Origin of the sequence: Caulobacter mirabilis (assembly GCF_002749615.1) — a bacterium.
GTDB lineage: Bacteria > Pseudomonadota > Alphaproteobacteria > Caulobacterales > Caulobacteraceae > Caulobacter > Caulobacter mirabilis.
On sequence record NZ_CP024201.1, the window covers coordinates 2,481,880 to 2,498,279 of the forward strand.

Genomic DNA, 16,400 nt, shown 5'->3' on the forward strand with positions numbered 1-16,400 from the left:
CTGGGGGTTTCCATGTTCAAGAGTCTGCTTCTCGCCGGCGCGGGCCTCGCCGCGCTGACCGCCTTCGCGCGCCCGGCCCTCGCCCAGGCGCCGACGCCGCCGACGGAGGCCCTGCCCGCCGTGGTCATCGAGACCGACGCCAAGGCGCCCCAGATCTACCGCTTCGGCGATCCGCTGGATTCCGGGACCTCCACCTTCGACGCCGAGGCGATCTCGACCCGCGCGCCCGGCTCGGGCGACGTCAACCAGCTCCTGAAGGCGCTGCCGACGGCCCACTTCAGCCTTCGCGAGGGCCTGGCCACGCGCGAGCAGCTGCAGGACCTGCGGCCCACGCAGCTGTCCATCTCCGGCGGCCGGGTCAACGAGAACCTGTTCCTGCTCGACGGCGTCGACGCCAGTTCGCGCCTGGATCACACCCAGGACGACCCGCAGAACTACACCGAGGTCGCCAACACCTCGCCGCAGGCCTTCTGGGTCGACTCCAATCTCGTCGGCAGCCTGACGGTGCGGGACTCCAACGTCTCGGCCGAGTACGGCCGCTTCGCCGGCGGCGTGGTCGAGATCGCGACGCGCGACCCGGCCCGGGAATTCGGCGGACAGGTCTACTACAACACCACCCGCACCGGTCTGACCTCGTTCCGGATCTCCCCGGCGACCCTGGCGGCGCTGGGCGGCGTGCCCCCGTCCGGCAAGCCGGATTACGAGAAGACCCGCTATGGCGTCCGCTTCGACATCCCGGTCAATGAACGCCTCCGCCTGCTCGCCGGCTACAGCCGCAGTGAATCGGAGGTCACCTACTTCAAGAGCGCCAACTACGGCGGCCTGGGCTTCGGCCAGCGGAGCCTGAGCGAGAACTTTCTGCTCAAGGCGACGGCCGACCTTCCCGCCGGTCTCACCCTGACCGGCCAGCTGACCTACACGCCCTACGAGTCCCAGTCGTCGAACGCGATCGGGATCAACAACATGGTCACGACCGAGGGCGGCGGCTGGACCGGCCGACTGGGTCTCGTGGGCCGAAGCGGCGAAGCGGACTGGACCCTGGACGCCAGCTTCTCCCGCTCCGAGAGCGGCCGCGACGGCGCGCGGGTTCAGTACAACGTCAGCCGGACGGGAACCAACATCGACTGGTGCCCCGCCGGCAGCCAGTGCACCAACGGATTCATCGGGCCGCTGGACCAGCGCGAGAGCGGCTACACCCTGAAGGGAACCTGGTCGCAGCCTCTGCTCGGCGGCGACTTCCGGGCCGGCTTCGACCTGTCGCATGTCGAGGCCTACCGAAAGCGGCCATTCACGACCTACGCATACACCGGCACCCAGGCCGGCGCGAACACCCGTTGCGCCGATCCCAATGAAGGCCCGTCCTGCGTGTCGGGCGTCTACGCCCTGACCGAACGGCTTCAGTACCGAGCTTATGAGGCCGAGGCCTCGATGGAGACCGCTGCGCTCTGGGGCGAACAGACCTTCGAGGTCGCCGGATTCACCGTGCGGGGCGGCCTGCGCCTCGAGCACGACAGCTTCCTGGGCAATTGGGACTTGTCTCCGCGCTTCTCGGCGACGCATGAGCTGCCGTTCGGGATCACCGCCACGGTCGGCCTGAACCGCTACTATGCCCGCAGCTTCCTGGGCTACGCCCTCCGGGACAAGCAGCCTGGCATCCTCCGCTACGCCCGCACCGCGCCCGTCGTCGGCGGCACGCGGACCTGGAGCGACAACTGGACCCTGAGCAGTCAGAGCATCAGCCAACGATACCGGGACGCCAACCTCGACACCCCCTATTCGGACGAGCTGACGATCGCTCTTGCCGGCCCGCTGTTCGGCGGCCAGTACCGCATCCGGGGCATCAAGCGCGAGGGTCGCCAGGAGTTCGCCCGCTCCCCGGCCGTGCGCACCGAGTTCGTCAACGAGCTGGGCCGGGTCGTGACCCTCACCAGCTACACCATCACCAACGATGGCGAGAGCAGCTACCAGGGCCTCAGCCTGGAATGGAACCGCTCATTCGGGCGGCACTCGGTGGGCCTGTCGACCAGCTGGTCGGAAACCAAGACCAGCAACATCGACTACTTCCTCCAGGCCGAAGACGAGCTCTACGAGGGCACGTTCGTCTACTACCAGGGTCAGGTTCGTCCTAAGCCTTCGGTCCTGGCCGAGAACCAGCGCGAGGACTACGCCGCCCCGCTGATCATCAACGCTGACTACCAGTCGACCTGGTGGGACGATCGGGTGAAGCTGAACGTCAACGCCCGCTTCCGCGGCAAGTTCGAGCGCATCGACGACACCGGCGCCGACATCCGGCTGGGCGGCGTCACCTACGACGTGTACGACAAGGTCAAGTACGACCCGTCGGTGGACTTCAACCTGAACGTCACCGCCGACGTCGTCCGCAATCAATGGGGCACGGTCACCCTGGACGCCCGCGTCGACAACCTGCTGGACTCGATCCCGTACCGGAACTCGGTGAACCGCACCCAGCCCTACCAGCTGGGCCGGACGATCTGGGTGGGCGCGAAGTACACGTTCTGATGTTCGCAAGGACCGTCCTGGCCGCGGCCGTCGTGGCCGGGGCCTTCGTCATCGCCGGCGCGGCGTCCTCCCAGGGGACGCCGACGCTGCGCGAACTGTATGCCGGACCGCCTGAGACCTGGCCGCGCCCCACGCTGCTGGACGGCGCCATCTTCACCGAGTTCGGACCACTGCCGCCCGCGCCGCAGCCGGCAGACAACCCCTCGACGCCGGCCAAGCTCGCCCTGGGCCAGCGCCTGTTCGAGGAGCCCAGGCTCTCCAAGTCCGGACAGTTCGCCTGCACCTCCTGCCATAACCGCGAACTGGCCTTCGGCGACGGTCTGCGGACCTCGTTCGGTCACGACCGTCAGCGGGGGCGGCGCAACGCCCAGCCGCTCTTCGCGGCGGCCTGGATGTCCTCCCTGTTCTGGGACGGCCGCTCCCCCAGCCTGGAAGCCCAGGCCCTGGAGCCGATCGGCCATCCGGTCGAGATGGCCGCGGATCGCGCCACGGTCGAGGCGCGCCTGAACGCCGACCAGACCTATCGCAAGGCCTTCGCCGCGGCGTTCAACGACGACCGGCCGATCACGCTCGAGCGCGTGGGTCAGTCGATCGCCGTGTTCGAACGCTCGCTGAAGCCCCGCCGCACCCGCTGGGATCGGGTCACGGCCGACGGCGGCGGCGTCCGCCTCCTGACCGACCAGGAGCTGCAGGGGCTGCACCTGTTCCGCACCAAGGCCGGCTGCGCCAACTGCCACAGCGGCCCCCTGTTCACCGACGGCAAGTTCCACAACCTGGGTCTCAGTTTCTACGGCCGGCGGCTGCAGGACCTGGGCCGCTACGAGGTGACCAAGGACCCAGCCGACGTCGGCGCGTTCCGGACCCCGACGCTGCGCAATGTCTCCGCGACCGGGCCCTATATGCACAACGGCCTGTTTCCGACCCTGGCCGGGACCGTCAACTTCTACAACCAGGGCGGGGCTCAACTGCGGCCGCGGCCCGACCAGGTCAACGACCCGTTGTTCCCAAAGACCTCGCCGCTGGTGAAGCCCTTGGGCCTGACCGCAGAGGAGCGCCGGGCGCTGGTCGCCTTCCTGGAGACGCTCTAGGCCCGTCCGACGCGCACCCGGTAGACGATCGGCGCCTCGAAGCGCCGGCGGCTCCAGGTCGAGTCCGCCGGGGCTGCCGGGAACGGCGAGGCGTTCCGCACCTGGGCCAGCGCCGCGTCGTCCAGGACGCCGTGCCCGCTCGACCGGATCAGATCGACCGCCCGCACCCGCCCGCGCCGGTCCAGGGTGACCGCGACCACCACCGCGCCCTCCAGGGACTCGGCGCGGCCGCGCTCCGGATAACGCTTGTGGCGCTCGATCCAGGCCAGCACCTGGGCCGGATAGGGATCCTCGGCCGAACGCACACCCACGCCGGCGGATGCGGCCTCGCCCGTCCCGATCCCCGTCGCGGTCGACACGCTCGCCGACCCGGCTGTGAAAGCGGTCTCCGAGACCGCAGGCGCGCCCTGGGCGATCCGTTGAAAAACCGGGGTCGGAGCCGCCGTAGCTTGGGCGGCGGCCGCGGGCTGGGACACCGATCGGGCGACCGGAGTCGCCTCCGGCGCCGACGCTGCGGACGGGGCCTCGGGCTTCGGCCGTGACGTCGCCGGCGGGGACCAGGCCGGCGACGCCGAGAAGAGCTCCACGGCGACCTCCGGGACCTCGACGCGCGCGCCGTCCGACGCCGCCCGGCTCAGCGCCAGGAAGACCAGACCGTGCAGGATCGCCGCCGCCAACCCAGCCATGAGGCGGGAGTCGCCGGCCGGGCGCGAATGAACGGACGAGTGCGCCACGCGGACGACGGCCTTCTGCTATTGCGAATGGATTGCATCCTCTAGCGCCTGAGGCGACGACTGACCACCCCGCGTCTTTCCCTTCGCGATCCCAGCGCCTAGACAGGCCCCATGGCCTGGACCCGCACCTACGACGACGCCGAACCGCAGCGCGTGAATCGCTGGCTGGCCCAGAGCGGCGTCTGCTCTCGGCGCGAGGCCGAGGCCTTGATCGCCCAGGGCCTGGTGTCCATCGACGGCGAGGTCGTGGGGGACGTCGGCCGCAAGATCCTGCCCGGCCAGACCCTGACCCTGAACGACAGCGCCACCGCCAGCCTGAGCTCGGCCCTCACGGTGATGATCCACAAGCCCGTCGGCGTGGTCTCCAGCCAGCCCGACCCGGGCCAGGTCCCCGCCGTCAGACTGCTGACCCGCAAGGCGCTCTGGGGCGAGAGCGAGACCATCCCCGACCGCGACAGCAAGCTGGCGCCGGTCGGGCGTCTGGACATGGACTCCCGGGGCCTGCTGATCCTGTCCGAGGACGGCGTGGTGGCCAAGGCGGTCATCGGCCCGGAGTCGGAGCTGGAGAAGGAATACGTCGTCCGGGTCTTCGGCAATGTAGCGAGCGACAAGATCGCCCTGCTCCGTCACGGCCTGGAGCTCGACGAACGGAAACTGCGGCCCGCCAAGGTGACCGTGGCCGGCGACAACATCCTGCGCTTCGTCCTGAAGGAGGGTCGCAACCGCCAGATCCGTCGGATGTGCGAACTGGTCGACCTGCGGGTCATGGATCTGTTCCGCGTCCGGGTCGGCCCGATCGCCCTGGGCGACCTGCCGGAGGGTCGATGGCGGCCGCTGACGGCTCAGGAACGGCAAGCGTTGATCGGAGCTTGAGCTCGCCATGGCGGTAGGTCTGGGCCTTCTGGCGGCCTTCCTGTGGGGACTGACCGATTTCCTCATCAGCGTCGCCGGCCGCTCCTTCGGCGTCCATCGCTCGATGCTCTACGCCCAAAGCGTCGGGGTCCTGGGGATCGGCGCCTGGATCCTGCTCTCGGGGACCGCCCCTCCCGCGACCGCCTCGCCCGAGGCCTGGTTCGCGGCGGTCGTCTCGGCCCCCCTGGGCGTCGTCGCCACCCTGGCCCTCTATCGGGGCCTGAAGACCGGCCAGGTCTCCGTCGTCACCCCCATCACCGCCACCTTCGGCGCGGTGACCGCGATCCTGTCGCTGGCGACCGGCGAGCGGGTCGGCCCCTTCACCCTGGTCGGCATCGGCCTGGTGGTCGTCGGCGCGGTGCTGGTCGGCGCCCGCCGGGCCAAGGGCGAGGCGACGACAGGCTCCAGCGGCGCGCTCTGGGGCGTCTTCGCCGCAGCGGCCTATGGCGTGCAGTTCTGGATCCAGGGCCGGTTCGCCGTGCCCCAGCTGGGCGGCGTCTGGCCGGTTTGGATCTACTATCTGATCAGCGCCAGCCTGCTGCTGATCGCGGTCCCGATCCGGCGGGCGCCGATGACGATCCCGCTCTCCGGCCTGCCCGTCGTCATCTCCACGGGCACGGTGGCCGTCGGCGGCTTCCTGGCCCTGGCGGCGGGACTGGCCACCGGCGAGGTGGCGGTGGTCACGGTTCTCGCGTCGCTGCAGAGCGCCATCACCGTCTGCCTGGCCTGCCTGCATCACCGAGAGCGCCTGGCCTGGCCGCAATGGCTCGGCCTGGCGCTGACCCTGCTGGGTCTGGCCGCGGTGCACGCGGGCTAGCCCGTCCGCCCCTTCAGCGAGGCGAGGCCGATGCCCGCCCCGATCAGCAGAACGCCGACCGCGTGATAGCCGCGGAAGCTCTCGCCCAGCAGGACGACGGCCAGCACCGCCCCGAACACCGGCATCAGGTGCATGAAATGCGAGGCCCGCGCCGGCCCCAACAGCTCCACCCCGCGATTGAAGAACAGGTAGGACAGGAACGACGGAAAGATCGCGATGTAGAGCACCCCGCCGATGGCCTGGGGGGTCAGCGGAACGCCGCGCCCCTGTCCCAGCTCCCACGCCCAGAACGGCGCGAGCAGCAGCACCGCCAGGGCGAAGGTCGCCCACAGCAGGCTCAGCGGATGCACCGCCGGTCGCCGGCGCAGCAGCAGCGAGTAGCCGGCATAGAGCAGCACCCCGACCAGGATGATTCCGTCGCCGGGATGGACATCCAGGTGCAGCAGGTCCCACGGGCGTCCCTGCGCGATCACCACCAGCACCCCGAGCAGCGACAGGGCCACGCCGATGGTCTGCGCCATCGTCGTCCGTTCGCGCAGGATCAGAAATCCGAACAGCATCACCAGCGGCGGAATGGCCGCCTGCATCAGAACGCTGTTCAGCGCCGTGGTGGTCTGCAGGCCGACGTAGAGCAGTGCGCCGAACGAGGCCACGCCGGTGGCCGCCAGCGCCAGGACCATCGGCCAGCGCCGGATCAGCTCGGCTCGGTCGCTCTTCAGATGCGGCCAGGCGAAGGGCGTGATGAGCAGCAGCGCCAGGACCCATCGCCAGAAGCTGAGCCCCATCGGCGGGACCACGCCGGCCATCGCCCGGCCGGCGACCGAATTGCCCGCCCAGAACAGGACGGCCAGGCACAGCAGGATCGGCGCGGCGCGCCACAGGCGGGAGACCGGACTCATGTCCTCTGCATAGCCGCCCAGCTCAGATGACCAAAGCTTCACTAGGCCGCCCCGGCCGCCAGTGGTCTGCTCCCGCGCGAGGGACCTCGTCGGGGAGCGAGGACATGATCGACAGACGTTCGGTGTTGCTGGCCGCGGCGCCCATGGCGCTGACCTATGGGCCGGCGCCGATCCAGGCCGCAACGCCCAGGGCCCAGGTCGAGGCGCTGCTCAGGACGGAACTGATCGAACAGGGCGTCCCGGCGGTCCAGTACGCGGTGACCAGGGGCGGCCGCATCGTCCTGCAAGGGGCTATGGGCCAGGCCGATGTGCGCTATCGCGCGCCGGCGACGACGGAGTCGCTGTTCCCGATCTACTCCTGCACCAAGGGCTTCACGGGCGTGGCCCTCATGCAGCTGGTTCAGGCCGGCAAGCTGGACCTTTCCGCACCCGTCTCGCGCTATCTCGACGACCTGCCCGAGGCCTGGCGGCCGATCACCCTGCGCCAGTTGGCCAGCCACAGTTCGGGCCTGCCCAACATCATCCGCAACGACACCGGCCGGCTGATCGCCAACGACGAGGCCTCGACCTGGAAGGCGGTGCGCGCCATGCCGCTGGCGTTCCCGCCGGGCGACCGGTTCGCCTACTGCCAGACCAACCCCGCCCTGCTCGGCCAGATCTTCGAGAAACTCACCGGCCTGCCCGCGACGCGATTCATCGCCGAGGGCCAGTTCAAGCCGGCCGGCATGACCCGGACGAGCTTCGGCGACAGCCTCGACGTCACCCCCGGCAAGGTCACCTCCTACAACCGGCGCTTCGTCGACCCGATGGGACCGGGCGAGATGCGGCACGTCTATTCGGAACTGCCGGAAGGTCGCCGCACGGCCACAGGCATGGTCGCCACCGCCGGCGACGTCGGCCGCTGGCTGATCGCGCTCCAGGCCGGGCGGCTGCTCGACGCGGAAAGCCGCAAGGCTCTCTGGACTCCCTATGTGTTCAACAACGGCAAGACCGGCGACTGGGCGGTCAGCTGGATGGCCAACACCCGTCCCGTCCACCGCTCGACGGGCATGACCGGCGGCAGCGCCTGCGCCTTTACCCTCTACCCGGAGGACGATGTCGGCGTGGTCGTGCTGACCAACCTGGGCAGCGCCTATCCCGAAGACCTGATCGACCAGATCGCCGCGCTCTATATTCCCGGCATGCGGCTGAACGGCGTCGCGGCGCTGCGCAGCCGGTTGACCGGCAAGGACTACGCGACCGCGCCGGAAATCGCCGCCGCCCTGAAGCGGGAGGACCCGAACTTCCGCCTCGGGGAAGGCGAGCTCAACGACTGGGGCTACCGCCTGCTGCGCAGCGGCCGTCCGAGGCAGGCGGTCGAGTTGTTCAAGCTCAACGCCACGCTGAACCCCGAGAGCGGCAACGCCTTCGACAGCCTGGGCGAGGGCTACGCCGTGATCGGCGACAAGCCCCGGGCCGTCGAAAACTATCGCCGCTCCCTGGCCCTCGACCCGGCCAACGAGGGCGCGGCCCGATACCTCAAGGCCCAGGGCGCTCAGTAGCCGGGCGGCGCCCGGAAGCCGCCGTAGGCCTGTTCGATCAGGCCGGCGAAGGCGATGGTCGTGCGGTCTTCGAGGTAAGGTCCGATGATCTGGATCCCGATTGGCAGGCCGCCGCGGCTCTGGCCGATCGGCGCGGCCGTGGCCGGCAGCAGCGGCAAGGTCGCCAGGCCCGACCAGGCCAGGGTGTCGAAATAGACCTCCTCGCGGCCGTTGATCGTCAGTCGCCGGGCGCGCATGTCGGGGTTCGGCTCGTGGGCGAAGGCGGTGGTCATATGGGCCGGGGCGAGCACCACGTCGAAGGTCTCGAACAGCTCGGCCCACTGCTTGCGGAACGCCAGCTGGGCGTCCAGCAGGGCCATGTACTCATGGGCCGAGATCGGGGCCGCGTTCGGCGCGCCTCGGGTGATGGCCGTATTGAGGACGCCCATATAGGTCCGGTGCATCGCGTCCAGGTCGGGGATCAGCTCGCTGCCGCGGGCCACCTTGGCGCCGTCCGCCTCCAGCCGATCGCCCAGGTCGTGCAGCGCCTGGCGGATCTCGTCATCCAGCGCCGCGCGCGGATGTTGATCCAGGATCAGCACGTGGAAGTCGGCCAGCCGGTCGTGCCGGGCCTTGGGAAGGTCGAGCCGCCAGCCGACCGCCTCCATTCCGACCGGCCCGGCCATGACGTCGAAGCCCAAGGTCAGGTCGGCGGCGGTGCGGGCGATCGGCCCCATCACGGCCAGGGGCGTATCGACGCCCTCGATCCCCGGCGGCGTGTGGCCGGCCAGCGGGATCAGGCCGTAGGTCGCCTTGTGGCCGAACACGCCGCAGAAGGCCGAGGGGATGCGGATCGAGCCGCCGATGTCCGATCCGGCCTCCAGGGGGACCATCCCGGCCGCGACGGCCGCCGCCGCGCCGCCCGAAGACCCGCCGCAGGTGCGGCTGAGGTCCCAGGGATTGTTGGTGCGGCCGTAGACCGGATTGTCGCTCTGCAGATCGGCCAGCATCGGCGGCACGTTGGTCTGCCCCAGGATCACCGCCCCGGCCGCCTTCAGCCGCGAGACGGCCACGCCGTCCTTGGGCGCCCGCCAGCCCTTCCAGAAGTCCATGCCCCAGGTCGTCGGCTGGCCCTCGACCCAGTTCGACTCCTTGACCGTCATCGGCACGCCGAGCAGCGGCCGGCGCTCGCCCCGGGCCAAGGCCGCGTCCGCCGCCCTCGCCGCCGCCCGCGCCTGGTCGAAGTTGCGCACCACCACGGCGTTGAGCGGCCCGTCCCGCGCCTCGATCCGGGCGATGGCCGCCTCGGCCAGCTCCAGGGCGGTGACCCGGCCCCGGGCCAGGGCCTCGACAAGGGTGGTCGCCGAGGCGTCGGCGAAGTCTTCGGTCAGCGTGTCGGACATGGCGTTTCCCTTCTCTTTGTTGCGCGAAGGGTGGCCCGCCGGGTCGCGGCTTGTCGAGACCCGAGAAGGCAGTAGGTGGTTCGAGACGCGGACCCGAGGGTCCGCTCCTCACCATGACGAACTCAGCAATGCTCTGATTTCGTCATCCTGCGGAGCGAGCCTCAAGCGAGCGCCGCGAAGGGCGCAAAGCTTAGGCCCCCAGCGCCGCTTCCACGAAATCCAGCCGGTCCTGGCCGAAGAACATCTCGTCGCCGACGAAGAAGGTCGGAGCGCCGAAGACGCCTCGGGCGACGGCGGCCTCGGTGTTGGCCTTCAGGCGGTCCTTGGCCTCCGGCGTTTCGGAGATCGCCAGCAGTTCCGCCGGATCGAAACCGGCCGCCGTCAGCACCTCGCCCGCCACCGCGGGGTCGCCCATGTTCTTGCGGGCCCGCCACATGGCGTCGAACAGGGCGTCGACCAGCTTCGGGAAGCGCGCATCGCCGACCAGGCCGGCGATCATCCGCATCATCGGCAGGGTGTTGATCGGGAAGTAGGGGTTCATGTTCAGCGTCACGCCGAACCTTTTGGCGAAGCGCCCCATGTCGGCGTTCATGTAGACGCCCTTGGCCGGCACCATCGCCGGCGAGGCGTTGCCCGTGGCCTTGAAGATCCCGCCCAGCAGCACCGGGACATAGACGACCTCAGCCCCCGTGCGGGCGACGACGTCCGGGAGCCGCTTGTGAGCCAGGTAGGTGGTCGGGCTGCCGACGTCGAACAGGAACTCCAGCGTCTTGGGCATCAGAAGGTCTCCATCCAGGGCCGCAGGTCCAGTTCGTGGGTCCAGGCGTCGCGCGGCTGGGCGTGCAGGCCCCAGTAGGCGTCGGCGATATGGTCGGGGTTCAGGATGCCGTCCTGGTCCTTGAGCGCATAGCGCTGCGGGAAGTTGGTCGCGATCCATTCGGTGTCGATGGCGCCGTCGATGATCGTGTGGGCGACGTGGACGCCTTCCGGCCCCAGCTCCCGCGCCAGGCTCTGGGCCAGGGCCCGCAGCGCGAACTTGGCCCCGGCGAAGGCCGAGAAGCCGACCCCGCCGCGCAGAGAGGCCGTCGCGCCGGTGAAGATTATCGTGCCCCGGCCGCGCGGGACCATGTGCTTGGCCGCCTCGCGCCCAGTCAGGAAGCCGGCGAAGGCCGCCATCTCCCAGACCTTGCGGTAGACCCGGGCGGTGGTGTCGCGGATCGGGAAGTTCACGTTCGCGCCGATGTTGAAGACCACCGCCTCCAGCGGGGCGATGTCGCGTTCGATCCGCTCGAACAGCTCAACCATCGGCTCCTCGAGCCTGGCGTCGACGCCGAAGGGATGAACCTCGCCGCCGTCGGCGCGGATCTGGGCGGCCAGTTCGGACAGCCGTTCGGCCTCGCGCCGGATGACCACCGCAGCCAGGCCTTCGCGGGCGAACCGCCGGGCGATGGCCCCGCCCAGGGCGTCCCCCGCCCCGACGACAAGAACGGACTTCTTCTCGGCCATGCGCACGCTCCCAACAAGAACGTTGCGAATAAAGACTTACGAACCGCCGCTGTAAAGCCCGGCGTGCTGCTCGCGCAGCAGGGCCTTCTGGACCTTGCCCATGGCGTTCCGCGGCAGGTCGTCGACGAACAGCACCCGCTTGGGCTGTTTGAACCGCGCCAGCCGGTCCTTGAGGGCCGCGATCACCGCCTCTTCGTTCATCGCACCCTTTCCGCCCGTGGCCACGACGGCGGTGACGCCCTCGCCCAGGTCCGGATGCGGCAGGCCGATCACGGCGCTCTCGACCACGCCGGGCAGCGCGTCGATCTCCTCCTCGACCTCCTTGGGATAGACGTTGAAGCCGCCGGAGATGATCAGGTCCTTGCCGCGCCCGACGATGTGGACATAGCCGCGGTCGTCGACCCGGCCGAGGTCGCCAGTGATGAAATAGCCGTCCGGGCGGAACTCTGCGGCGGTCTTTTCCGGCATGTTCCAGTAGCCGGCGAAGACGTTCGGGCCCTTGACCTCGATCATGCCGATCTCTCCCTGCGGGACGGCCGCGCCGGTCTCCGGATCGGCGATGCGAAGCGACACGTCGGGCAGCGGGAAGCCGACCGTCCCGGCGACGCGATCGCCGTCGTAGGGATTGGAGGTGTTCATCCCCGTCTCGGTCATGCCGTAGCGTTCGAGGATCGCCGTCCCCGTCCGCGCGCGCCACTGGTCGTGGACCTCGGCCAGCAGCGGGGCCGAGCCGCTGACGAACAGGCGCATGCCCCGGGCGGCCTCGGCGTCCAGGCCGGGCTGGGCCAGCAGGCGCGTGTAGAAGGTCGGCACGCCCATCAGGGCCGTCGCGCGGGGAAACAGCGACAAAGCCTCGGCGGCGTCGAACTTCGGCCGGAAGATCATCGACCCGCCGGCCATCAGCAGGACGTTGGTCGCCACGAACAGCCCATGGACGTGATAGATCGGCAGGGCGTGGATCAGCACGTCCTTCGGCGTGAACCGCCACAGCTCGACCAGGGTCGCGGCGTTGCTGGCCAGGTTGCCGTGGGTCAGCATCGCCCCCTTGGACCGGCCGGTCGTGCCGGAGGTGTAGCAGATCGCCGCCAGGTCGGAGGCCTCGCGGACCACGGTGGCGAAGCTCGTCGAGCGGCTGTCGGCGATGTCGCTCAGGCTGCCCTGCCCCAGACCGTCCAGCGTCACGACCTTGGCGTCCATCGGATCGACCAGGTCTTCCACATCCTCCTGCACCGCCGGGTCGCAGACGATCAGCCGGGGCCCGGCGTCGCCGATGAAATAGTCCAGCTCGCGGATGGTGTAGGCGGTGTTCAGCGGCAGGAAGACCGCCCCTGCCCGGATCGTCGCCAGATAGAGATAGAGGTTCTCCGGCGTCTTCTCGACCTGGACCGCCACCCGGTCGCCGGGCTTCACGCCCAGGGCCGTCAGGCTGTTGGCCAGCCGCGCGGTGTGGACCTGGAGGTCGGCGTAGCTGTCGATCCGCCCGTCGGGCCGCTCCAGGAACGGCGCGGCGGGGTCGGCGTTGGCGGTGAGGACGTCGAAGAGGTTCATGCCCTTCGATAGCAGGTCAGTTGCAGGGAGCCACCCGGCTTAGGAACACCTTGACGACCTTGATCTCGGTCAGCGGTTCCGGGCCCGGCGCCGCCGTCCCGACCGGCAGGCTGCCATCGGGCTGCTCCCGCGGGACCTGGAAGCGAAAAACGCCTTCCAGGACCACCTCCCGGCCGAAGCCCTACTCCTCCTGTATCGCCAGCGACTGCGCCGGGTCGGTGTGGATCAGGCGGGCGCCCTCCACCTATGTTCTAGGCCAGCATGCGCTCCAGGCCGCGCCGGTCAAGCACCTCCACCCGCCCATAACCGAGGCGGACCAGCCCCTTGCTCTCCAGCTCGCCCAGCCAGCCGTTCACCGCCTTGCGGGTGACGCCGATCATCTCGGCGAGGTCGGCCTGCGAGGCGACGACCTCGCCATCGCCCAGGCCCCCGAGCGCCAGCAGGCGCGAGACCAGCCGGGCGCGCGGCGGCAACGCCACCATCTCGGCCAGGCCCAGGCTGACGCTGCGCAGCTGGGCGTAGACCAGGGTCGACACCGCCTCCCACAGCCCTGGTCGCACGGCGGCCACCCGTCGCAGGGCGCGGTCGCTGAGCGTGAAGACCAGCGAGGGCGTGGCCGCCGTCACCGTCACGATCCGGGGACCGCCGCCGAAGCTGACGCTCTGGCCGATCACCCCTCCGGCCGGCAACAGACTGATCAGCGCCTCGCGGCCGCCGTGGGCCTGGACGTAGACGCGCAGCACGCCCTCGACCACGGCTAGCACGCCGGTGTCCTCGTCGCCCTCGGCCTGGACCCACTCGCCGACGCCGCGACGCGACAGGCGGCCGGCCTCGAACAGCGCCGCGCGCAGATCCTCCGGCAGGGCGGCGAACCAACCGATCGCGGCCAGCCGCTGGTGAGCGTCGACGGTCATTCGCCGACTGTAACTTCAGTGACAATCACTTGCCCAGTCCCGTGTCCTCCTGCGCGCAACGACAAGACGAGGAGGACGCCATGATCGACACCCGCCTGCACATCGAGGCCCTGCCCGGCTGCGGCGCCGTGGTCCGCAACGTCGATCTGACCCAGACCGGGGACGGCGAGATCGATCAGATCCGCCAAGCCCTGTTCGATCACGGCATGCTGGTCTTCCGCGGCCAATCCCTGACGCCGGAGCAGCACATCGCCCTGGCCGAGCGGATCGCCCCGATCGACGTCAACCGCTTCTTTCCCGCCGACCCGGCCTATCCGGTCATCGCCAAGGTCGAGAAGACCGCTGAACAGACGACCAACATCGGCGGCGGCTGGCACACCGACCACAGCTACGACCGGGAGCCTGCGATGGGCTCGATCCTGGTCGCCCGCGACCTGCCGCCCAGCGGCGGCGACACCCTGTTCGCCGACCTGTACGCCGCCTGGGCGACCCTGCCCGACGATCTGCGGGCCAAGGTCCGCGACCTGCGCGCCGTCCACGCCTCCGATCATGTTTTCGGCGAGACCGGCGCCTACGCCGGCACCGATCGCAAGGAGCTGGCCAAGGGCGGCGTGGAGACGCCGGAGACCGTCCACCCGGTGGTCATCCGCCATCCCGGCAGCGGCAAGCCGGTGCTCTACGTCAATCCGGGCTTCACGATGCGGTTCGAGGGCATGACCCGCGAGGAGAGCCTGCCGCTGCTGATGAAGCTGTTCGCCCACGCCATCGACCAAAGCCGCGTCTACACCCTGCGGTGGGAGCCCGGCGACGTGGCGATGTGGGACAATCGCGCCACCTGGCATTTCGCCAAGAACGACTACCACGGCCACTATCGCCTGATGCACCGCATCACCCTCGGCGGCTGCGCCCTGGAAGCGGCGTGAAACGGGTGACGGCCGGAGGCGAACGCCGCTAGGCTGCGTCCCCTGAGTTCACAGGGGGTAAGTCCATGAAGTTCGCCGCCGCATTCGCCGCCCTCCTGCTCGCCGCGGCGCCGGCCGCCCAGGCGGCCGCCCCCGACGCCAAGACCCTGGCGGAAGTCGATCGGATCTTCGCCGACTGGGGTCTGTCGGCCCATGCGCCGGGGATGGTCTGGGGCGTCGTCGCCGACGGCAAGCTGGTCCATGTGAAGGGCGCCGGCGTCCAGGACCTGGCCTCGAGGAAGCCGGTCGGTCCCGAGAGCCTGTTCCGCATCGCCTCGATGTCCAAGGCCTTCACCGGCCTGGCCATCCTGAAGCTTCGCGACGACGGCAAGCTGCTCCTCGACGCGCCGGCGGAGCTGTATGTGCCGGAGCTGAAGGCCTGGAAGTACCCGACCGCCGACAGCCCCAAGATCACCGTCCGGCAGCTCCTCTCCCACACCGCCGGCTTCGTCGAGGACAACCCCTGGGGCGACCGCCAGCAGGTGATCAGCGAGGCCGAGTTCACCAAGATGCTCGCCGACGGCGTACCCTTCGCGCGCACGCCCGGGTCGGGAATGGAGTATTCCAACTTCGGCTACGCCGCGCTCGGCCGGATCATCACCAACGTCTCCGGCATGCCCTATCAGGACTACATCCGGAAGGAGCTGATGGCCCCGCTCGGCATGGGCTCGACCACCTTCGACATCTTCGCCTCGCCGAAGGACCGCCGCGCTATCGGCTACCGCTGGCAGGACAACAGCTGGGTGCGCGAGCCTGACATGAAGGACGGCGAGTTCGGCGCCATGGGCGGGGTCGAGACCAGCGCCAATGACTACGCCAGGTGGATGAGCTTCCTGCTGTCGGCCTGGCCGCCGCGCGATGAGGCCGACAAAGGGCCGGTGCGCCGGGCGACCGTGCGCGAGATCGCCACCGAGGCCAATCCCGCCGGCGGGAACATGCGCAACCCGGCGATCGGCGGCGCGCCCTGCCGGCAGTCGACATCCTACGGCATGGGCTGGAGGGTCCTGGACGACTGCGATCTGGGTCAGGTCGTGACCCATACCGGCGGTTATCCCGGCTACGGTTCGGTGGTGATGCTGCTGCCCGAGAAGGGCGTCGGCGTCTTCGCCTTCTCGAGCCGCACCTACGGCGCGCCGTCGGTCCCGGCCTTCCGCGCCGCCCTGGCTCTGCAGAAGGCGGGCGCGCTGCCCGGCCGCGACCTGCCCGTCACGCCGAGCCTGAGCGCCGCCTATGACGCCGCCAAGGCCGTCTGGCGCGCCGGCGACATCAACGCCGCGCCGCTTGCCAACAACATGCTGCTCGACCGTGACGCGGCCGCCTGGAAGAAGACCATCGCCGGCGTGAAGGCCGAGGTCGGCGCCTGCGCCGCGACCGAGGCCATTTCCCCCATCTCGGCCATGGAGGGCCGCTTCACCTGGACCTGCGAGCACGGCCGGGTCAGCGGCCGGGTGCAGCAGGCGCCGACCCCGACGATGACGATCCAGGCGCTCGGCTTCACGCCGACCGCGCCGTGAGATTTCCCTGGTCGAAGCCGAGGCGAAACAGCGACGGCGGCCCGCCGACCGCCGTGTTTTCCT

Annotated in this window: 14 protein-coding genes; 7 read left to right on the plus strand and 7 right to left on the minus strand. The window is 70.0% G+C overall.

Annotated elements, in window-relative coordinates:
* Positions 1-12: 12 nt before the first annotated feature.
* Both CSW64_RS12040 and CSW64_RS12045 read left to right on the plus strand, forming a co-directional pair.
* Complete coding sequence (locus CSW64_RS12040) at positions 13-2,520, plus strand: TonB-dependent receptor (RefSeq protein WP_099622340.1); 2,508 nt, start codon at positions 13-15, stop codon at positions 2,518-2,520.
* A complete protein-coding gene (locus CSW64_RS12045; protein WP_099622341.1) occupies positions 2,520-3,608 on the plus strand; it encodes a cytochrome-c peroxidase in 1,089 nt (362 codons plus the stop codon). The genes CSW64_RS12040 and CSW64_RS12045 overlap by 1 nt, the downstream gene beginning before the upstream one ends.
* Here the strand turns inward: CSW64_RS12045 and CSW64_RS12050 are convergent.
* Entirely contained in the window at positions 3,605-4,294 is a 690-nt protein-coding gene (locus CSW64_RS12050) for an energy transducer TonB (RefSeq protein WP_150131389.1), read from the minus strand. The two genes, CSW64_RS12045 and CSW64_RS12050, sit on opposite strands and share 4 nt — an antisense overlap.
* Before the next feature lie 159 nt (positions 4,295-4,453).
* Between CSW64_RS12050 and CSW64_RS12055 the strand changes: the two genes are divergently transcribed.
* A complete protein-coding gene (locus CSW64_RS12055) occupies positions 4,454-5,215 on the plus strand; it encodes a pseudouridine synthase (RefSeq protein ID WP_099622343.1) in 762 nt (253 codons plus the stop codon).
* Positions 5,216-5,222: 7 nt separating this feature from the next.
* Complete coding sequence (locus CSW64_RS12060) at positions 5,223-6,071, plus strand: EamA family transporter (protein ID WP_099622344.1); 849 nt, start codon at positions 5,223-5,225, stop codon at positions 6,069-6,071.
* Here the strand turns inward: CSW64_RS12060 and CSW64_RS12065 are convergent.
* On the minus strand, positions 6,068-6,970 hold the full coding sequence (locus CSW64_RS12065) for a DMT family transporter (RefSeq protein WP_099622345.1): 903 nt from the start codon (positions 6,968-6,970) through the stop codon (positions 6,068-6,070). The two genes, CSW64_RS12060 and CSW64_RS12065, sit on opposite strands and share 4 nt — an antisense overlap.
* Before the next feature lie 104 nt (positions 6,971-7,074).
* On the opposite strand from CSW64_RS12065, the gene CSW64_RS12070 reads away from it, so the two are divergent.
* Positions 7,075-8,511, plus strand: a complete 1,437-nt coding sequence (locus CSW64_RS12070; protein WP_245863681.1) for a serine hydrolase domain-containing protein — start codon at positions 7,075-7,077, stop codon at positions 8,509-8,511.
* Here the strand turns inward: CSW64_RS12070 and CSW64_RS12075 are convergent.
* The 5 genes from CSW64_RS12075 to CSW64_RS12095 form a co-directional block, all read right to left on the minus strand.
* Positions 8,505-9,893 carry an amidase family protein gene (locus CSW64_RS12075; protein ID WP_099622346.1) on the minus strand — a complete coding sequence of 463 codons (1,389 nt, stop codon included), beginning with the start codon at positions 9,891-9,893 and terminating at the stop codon, positions 8,505-8,507. The two genes, CSW64_RS12070 and CSW64_RS12075, sit on opposite strands and share 7 nt — an antisense overlap.
* A 190-nt stretch (positions 9,894-10,083) precedes the next feature.
* Positions 10,084-10,671: a 2-hydroxychromene-2-carboxylate isomerase gene (locus CSW64_RS12080; RefSeq protein ID WP_099622347.1), complete on the minus strand. Its 588-nt coding sequence runs from the start codon at positions 10,669-10,671 to the stop codon at positions 10,084-10,086.
* Positions 10,671-11,399 carry an SDR family oxidoreductase gene (locus CSW64_RS12085; protein ID WP_099622348.1) on the minus strand — a complete coding sequence of 243 codons (729 nt, stop codon included), beginning with the start codon at positions 11,397-11,399 and terminating at the stop codon, positions 10,671-10,673. The genes CSW64_RS12080 and CSW64_RS12085 overlap by 1 nt, the downstream gene beginning before the upstream one ends.
* A 36-nt stretch (positions 11,400-11,435) precedes the next feature.
* Positions 11,436-12,947, minus strand: coding sequence for a malonate--CoA ligase (locus CSW64_RS12090; protein ID WP_099622349.1), 1,512 nt, complete (start codon positions 12,945-12,947; stop codon positions 11,436-11,438).
* A 251-nt stretch (positions 12,948-13,198) separates the two neighbouring features.
* Positions 13,199-13,861, minus strand: a complete 663-nt coding sequence (locus CSW64_RS12095; protein ID WP_099622350.1) for a Crp/Fnr family transcriptional regulator — start codon at positions 13,859-13,861, stop codon at positions 13,199-13,201.
* 80 nt (positions 13,862-13,941) lie between these two features.
* Here CSW64_RS12095 and CSW64_RS12100 point away from each other — a divergent pair, with 80 nt between their 5' ends.
* Both CSW64_RS12100 and CSW64_RS12105 read left to right on the plus strand, forming a co-directional pair.
* Positions 13,942-14,784, plus strand: coding sequence for a TauD/TfdA dioxygenase family protein (locus CSW64_RS12100; RefSeq protein ID WP_099622351.1), 843 nt, complete (start codon positions 13,942-13,944; stop codon positions 14,782-14,784).
* A gap of 65 nt (positions 14,785-14,849) precedes the next feature.
* Positions 14,850-16,337, plus strand: a complete 1,488-nt coding sequence (locus tag CSW64_RS12105; RefSeq protein WP_099622352.1) for a serine hydrolase domain-containing protein — start codon at positions 14,850-14,852, stop codon at positions 16,335-16,337.
* Positions 16,338-16,400 lie beyond the last annotated feature (63 nt).

Excerpts from the sequence above, each read along its gene's own strand:
- CSW64_RS12040 (WP_099622340.1), top strand. The coding sequence starts at position 13 with ATGTTCAAGAGTCTGCTTCTCGCCGGCGCGGGCCTCGCCGCGCTGACC.
- CSW64_RS12045 (WP_099622341.1), top strand. The coding sequence starts at position 2,520 with ATGTTCGCAAGGACCGTCCTGGCCGCGGCCGTCGTGGCCGGGGCCTTC.
- CSW64_RS12050 (WP_150131389.1), bottom strand. The coding sequence starts at position 4,294 with ATGGCTGGGTTGGCGGCGGCGATCCTGCACGGTCTGGTCTTCCTGGCG.
- CSW64_RS12055 (WP_099622343.1), top strand. The coding sequence starts at position 4,454 with ATGGCCTGGACCCGCACCTACGACGACGCCGAACCGCAGCGCGTGAAT.
- CSW64_RS12060 (WP_099622344.1), top strand. The coding sequence starts at position 5,223 with ATGGCGGTAGGTCTGGGCCTTCTGGCGGCCTTCCTGTGGGGACTGACC.
- CSW64_RS12065 (WP_099622345.1), bottom strand. The coding sequence starts at position 6,970 with ATGAGTCCGGTCTCCCGCCTGTGGCGCGCCGCGCCGATCCTGCTGTGC.
- CSW64_RS12070 (WP_245863681.1), top strand. The coding sequence starts at position 7,075 with ATGATCGACAGACGTTCGGTGTTGCTGGCCGCGGCGCCCATGGCGCTG.
- CSW64_RS12075 (WP_099622346.1), bottom strand. The coding sequence starts at position 9,893 with ATGTCCGACACGCTGACCGAAGACTTCGCCGACGCCTCGGCGACCACC.
- CSW64_RS12080 (WP_099622347.1), bottom strand. The coding sequence starts at position 10,671 with ATGCCCAAGACGCTGGAGTTCCTGTTCGACGTCGGCAGCCCGACCACC.
- CSW64_RS12085 (WP_099622348.1), bottom strand. The coding sequence starts at position 11,399 with ATGGCCGAGAAGAAGTCCGTTCTTGTCGTCGGGGCGGGGGACGCCCTG.
- CSW64_RS12090 (WP_099622349.1), bottom strand. The coding sequence starts at position 12,947 with ATGAACCTCTTCGACGTCCTCACCGCCAACGCCGACCCCGCCGCGCCG.
- CSW64_RS12095 (WP_099622350.1), bottom strand. The coding sequence starts at position 13,861 with ATGACCGTCGACGCTCACCAGCGGCTGGCCGCGATCGGTTGGTTCGCC.
- CSW64_RS12100 (WP_099622351.1), top strand. The coding sequence starts at position 13,942 with ATGATCGACACCCGCCTGCACATCGAGGCCCTGCCCGGCTGCGGCGCC.
- CSW64_RS12105 (WP_099622352.1), top strand. The coding sequence starts at position 14,850 with ATGAAGTTCGCCGCCGCATTCGCCGCCCTCCTGCTCGCCGCGGCGCCG.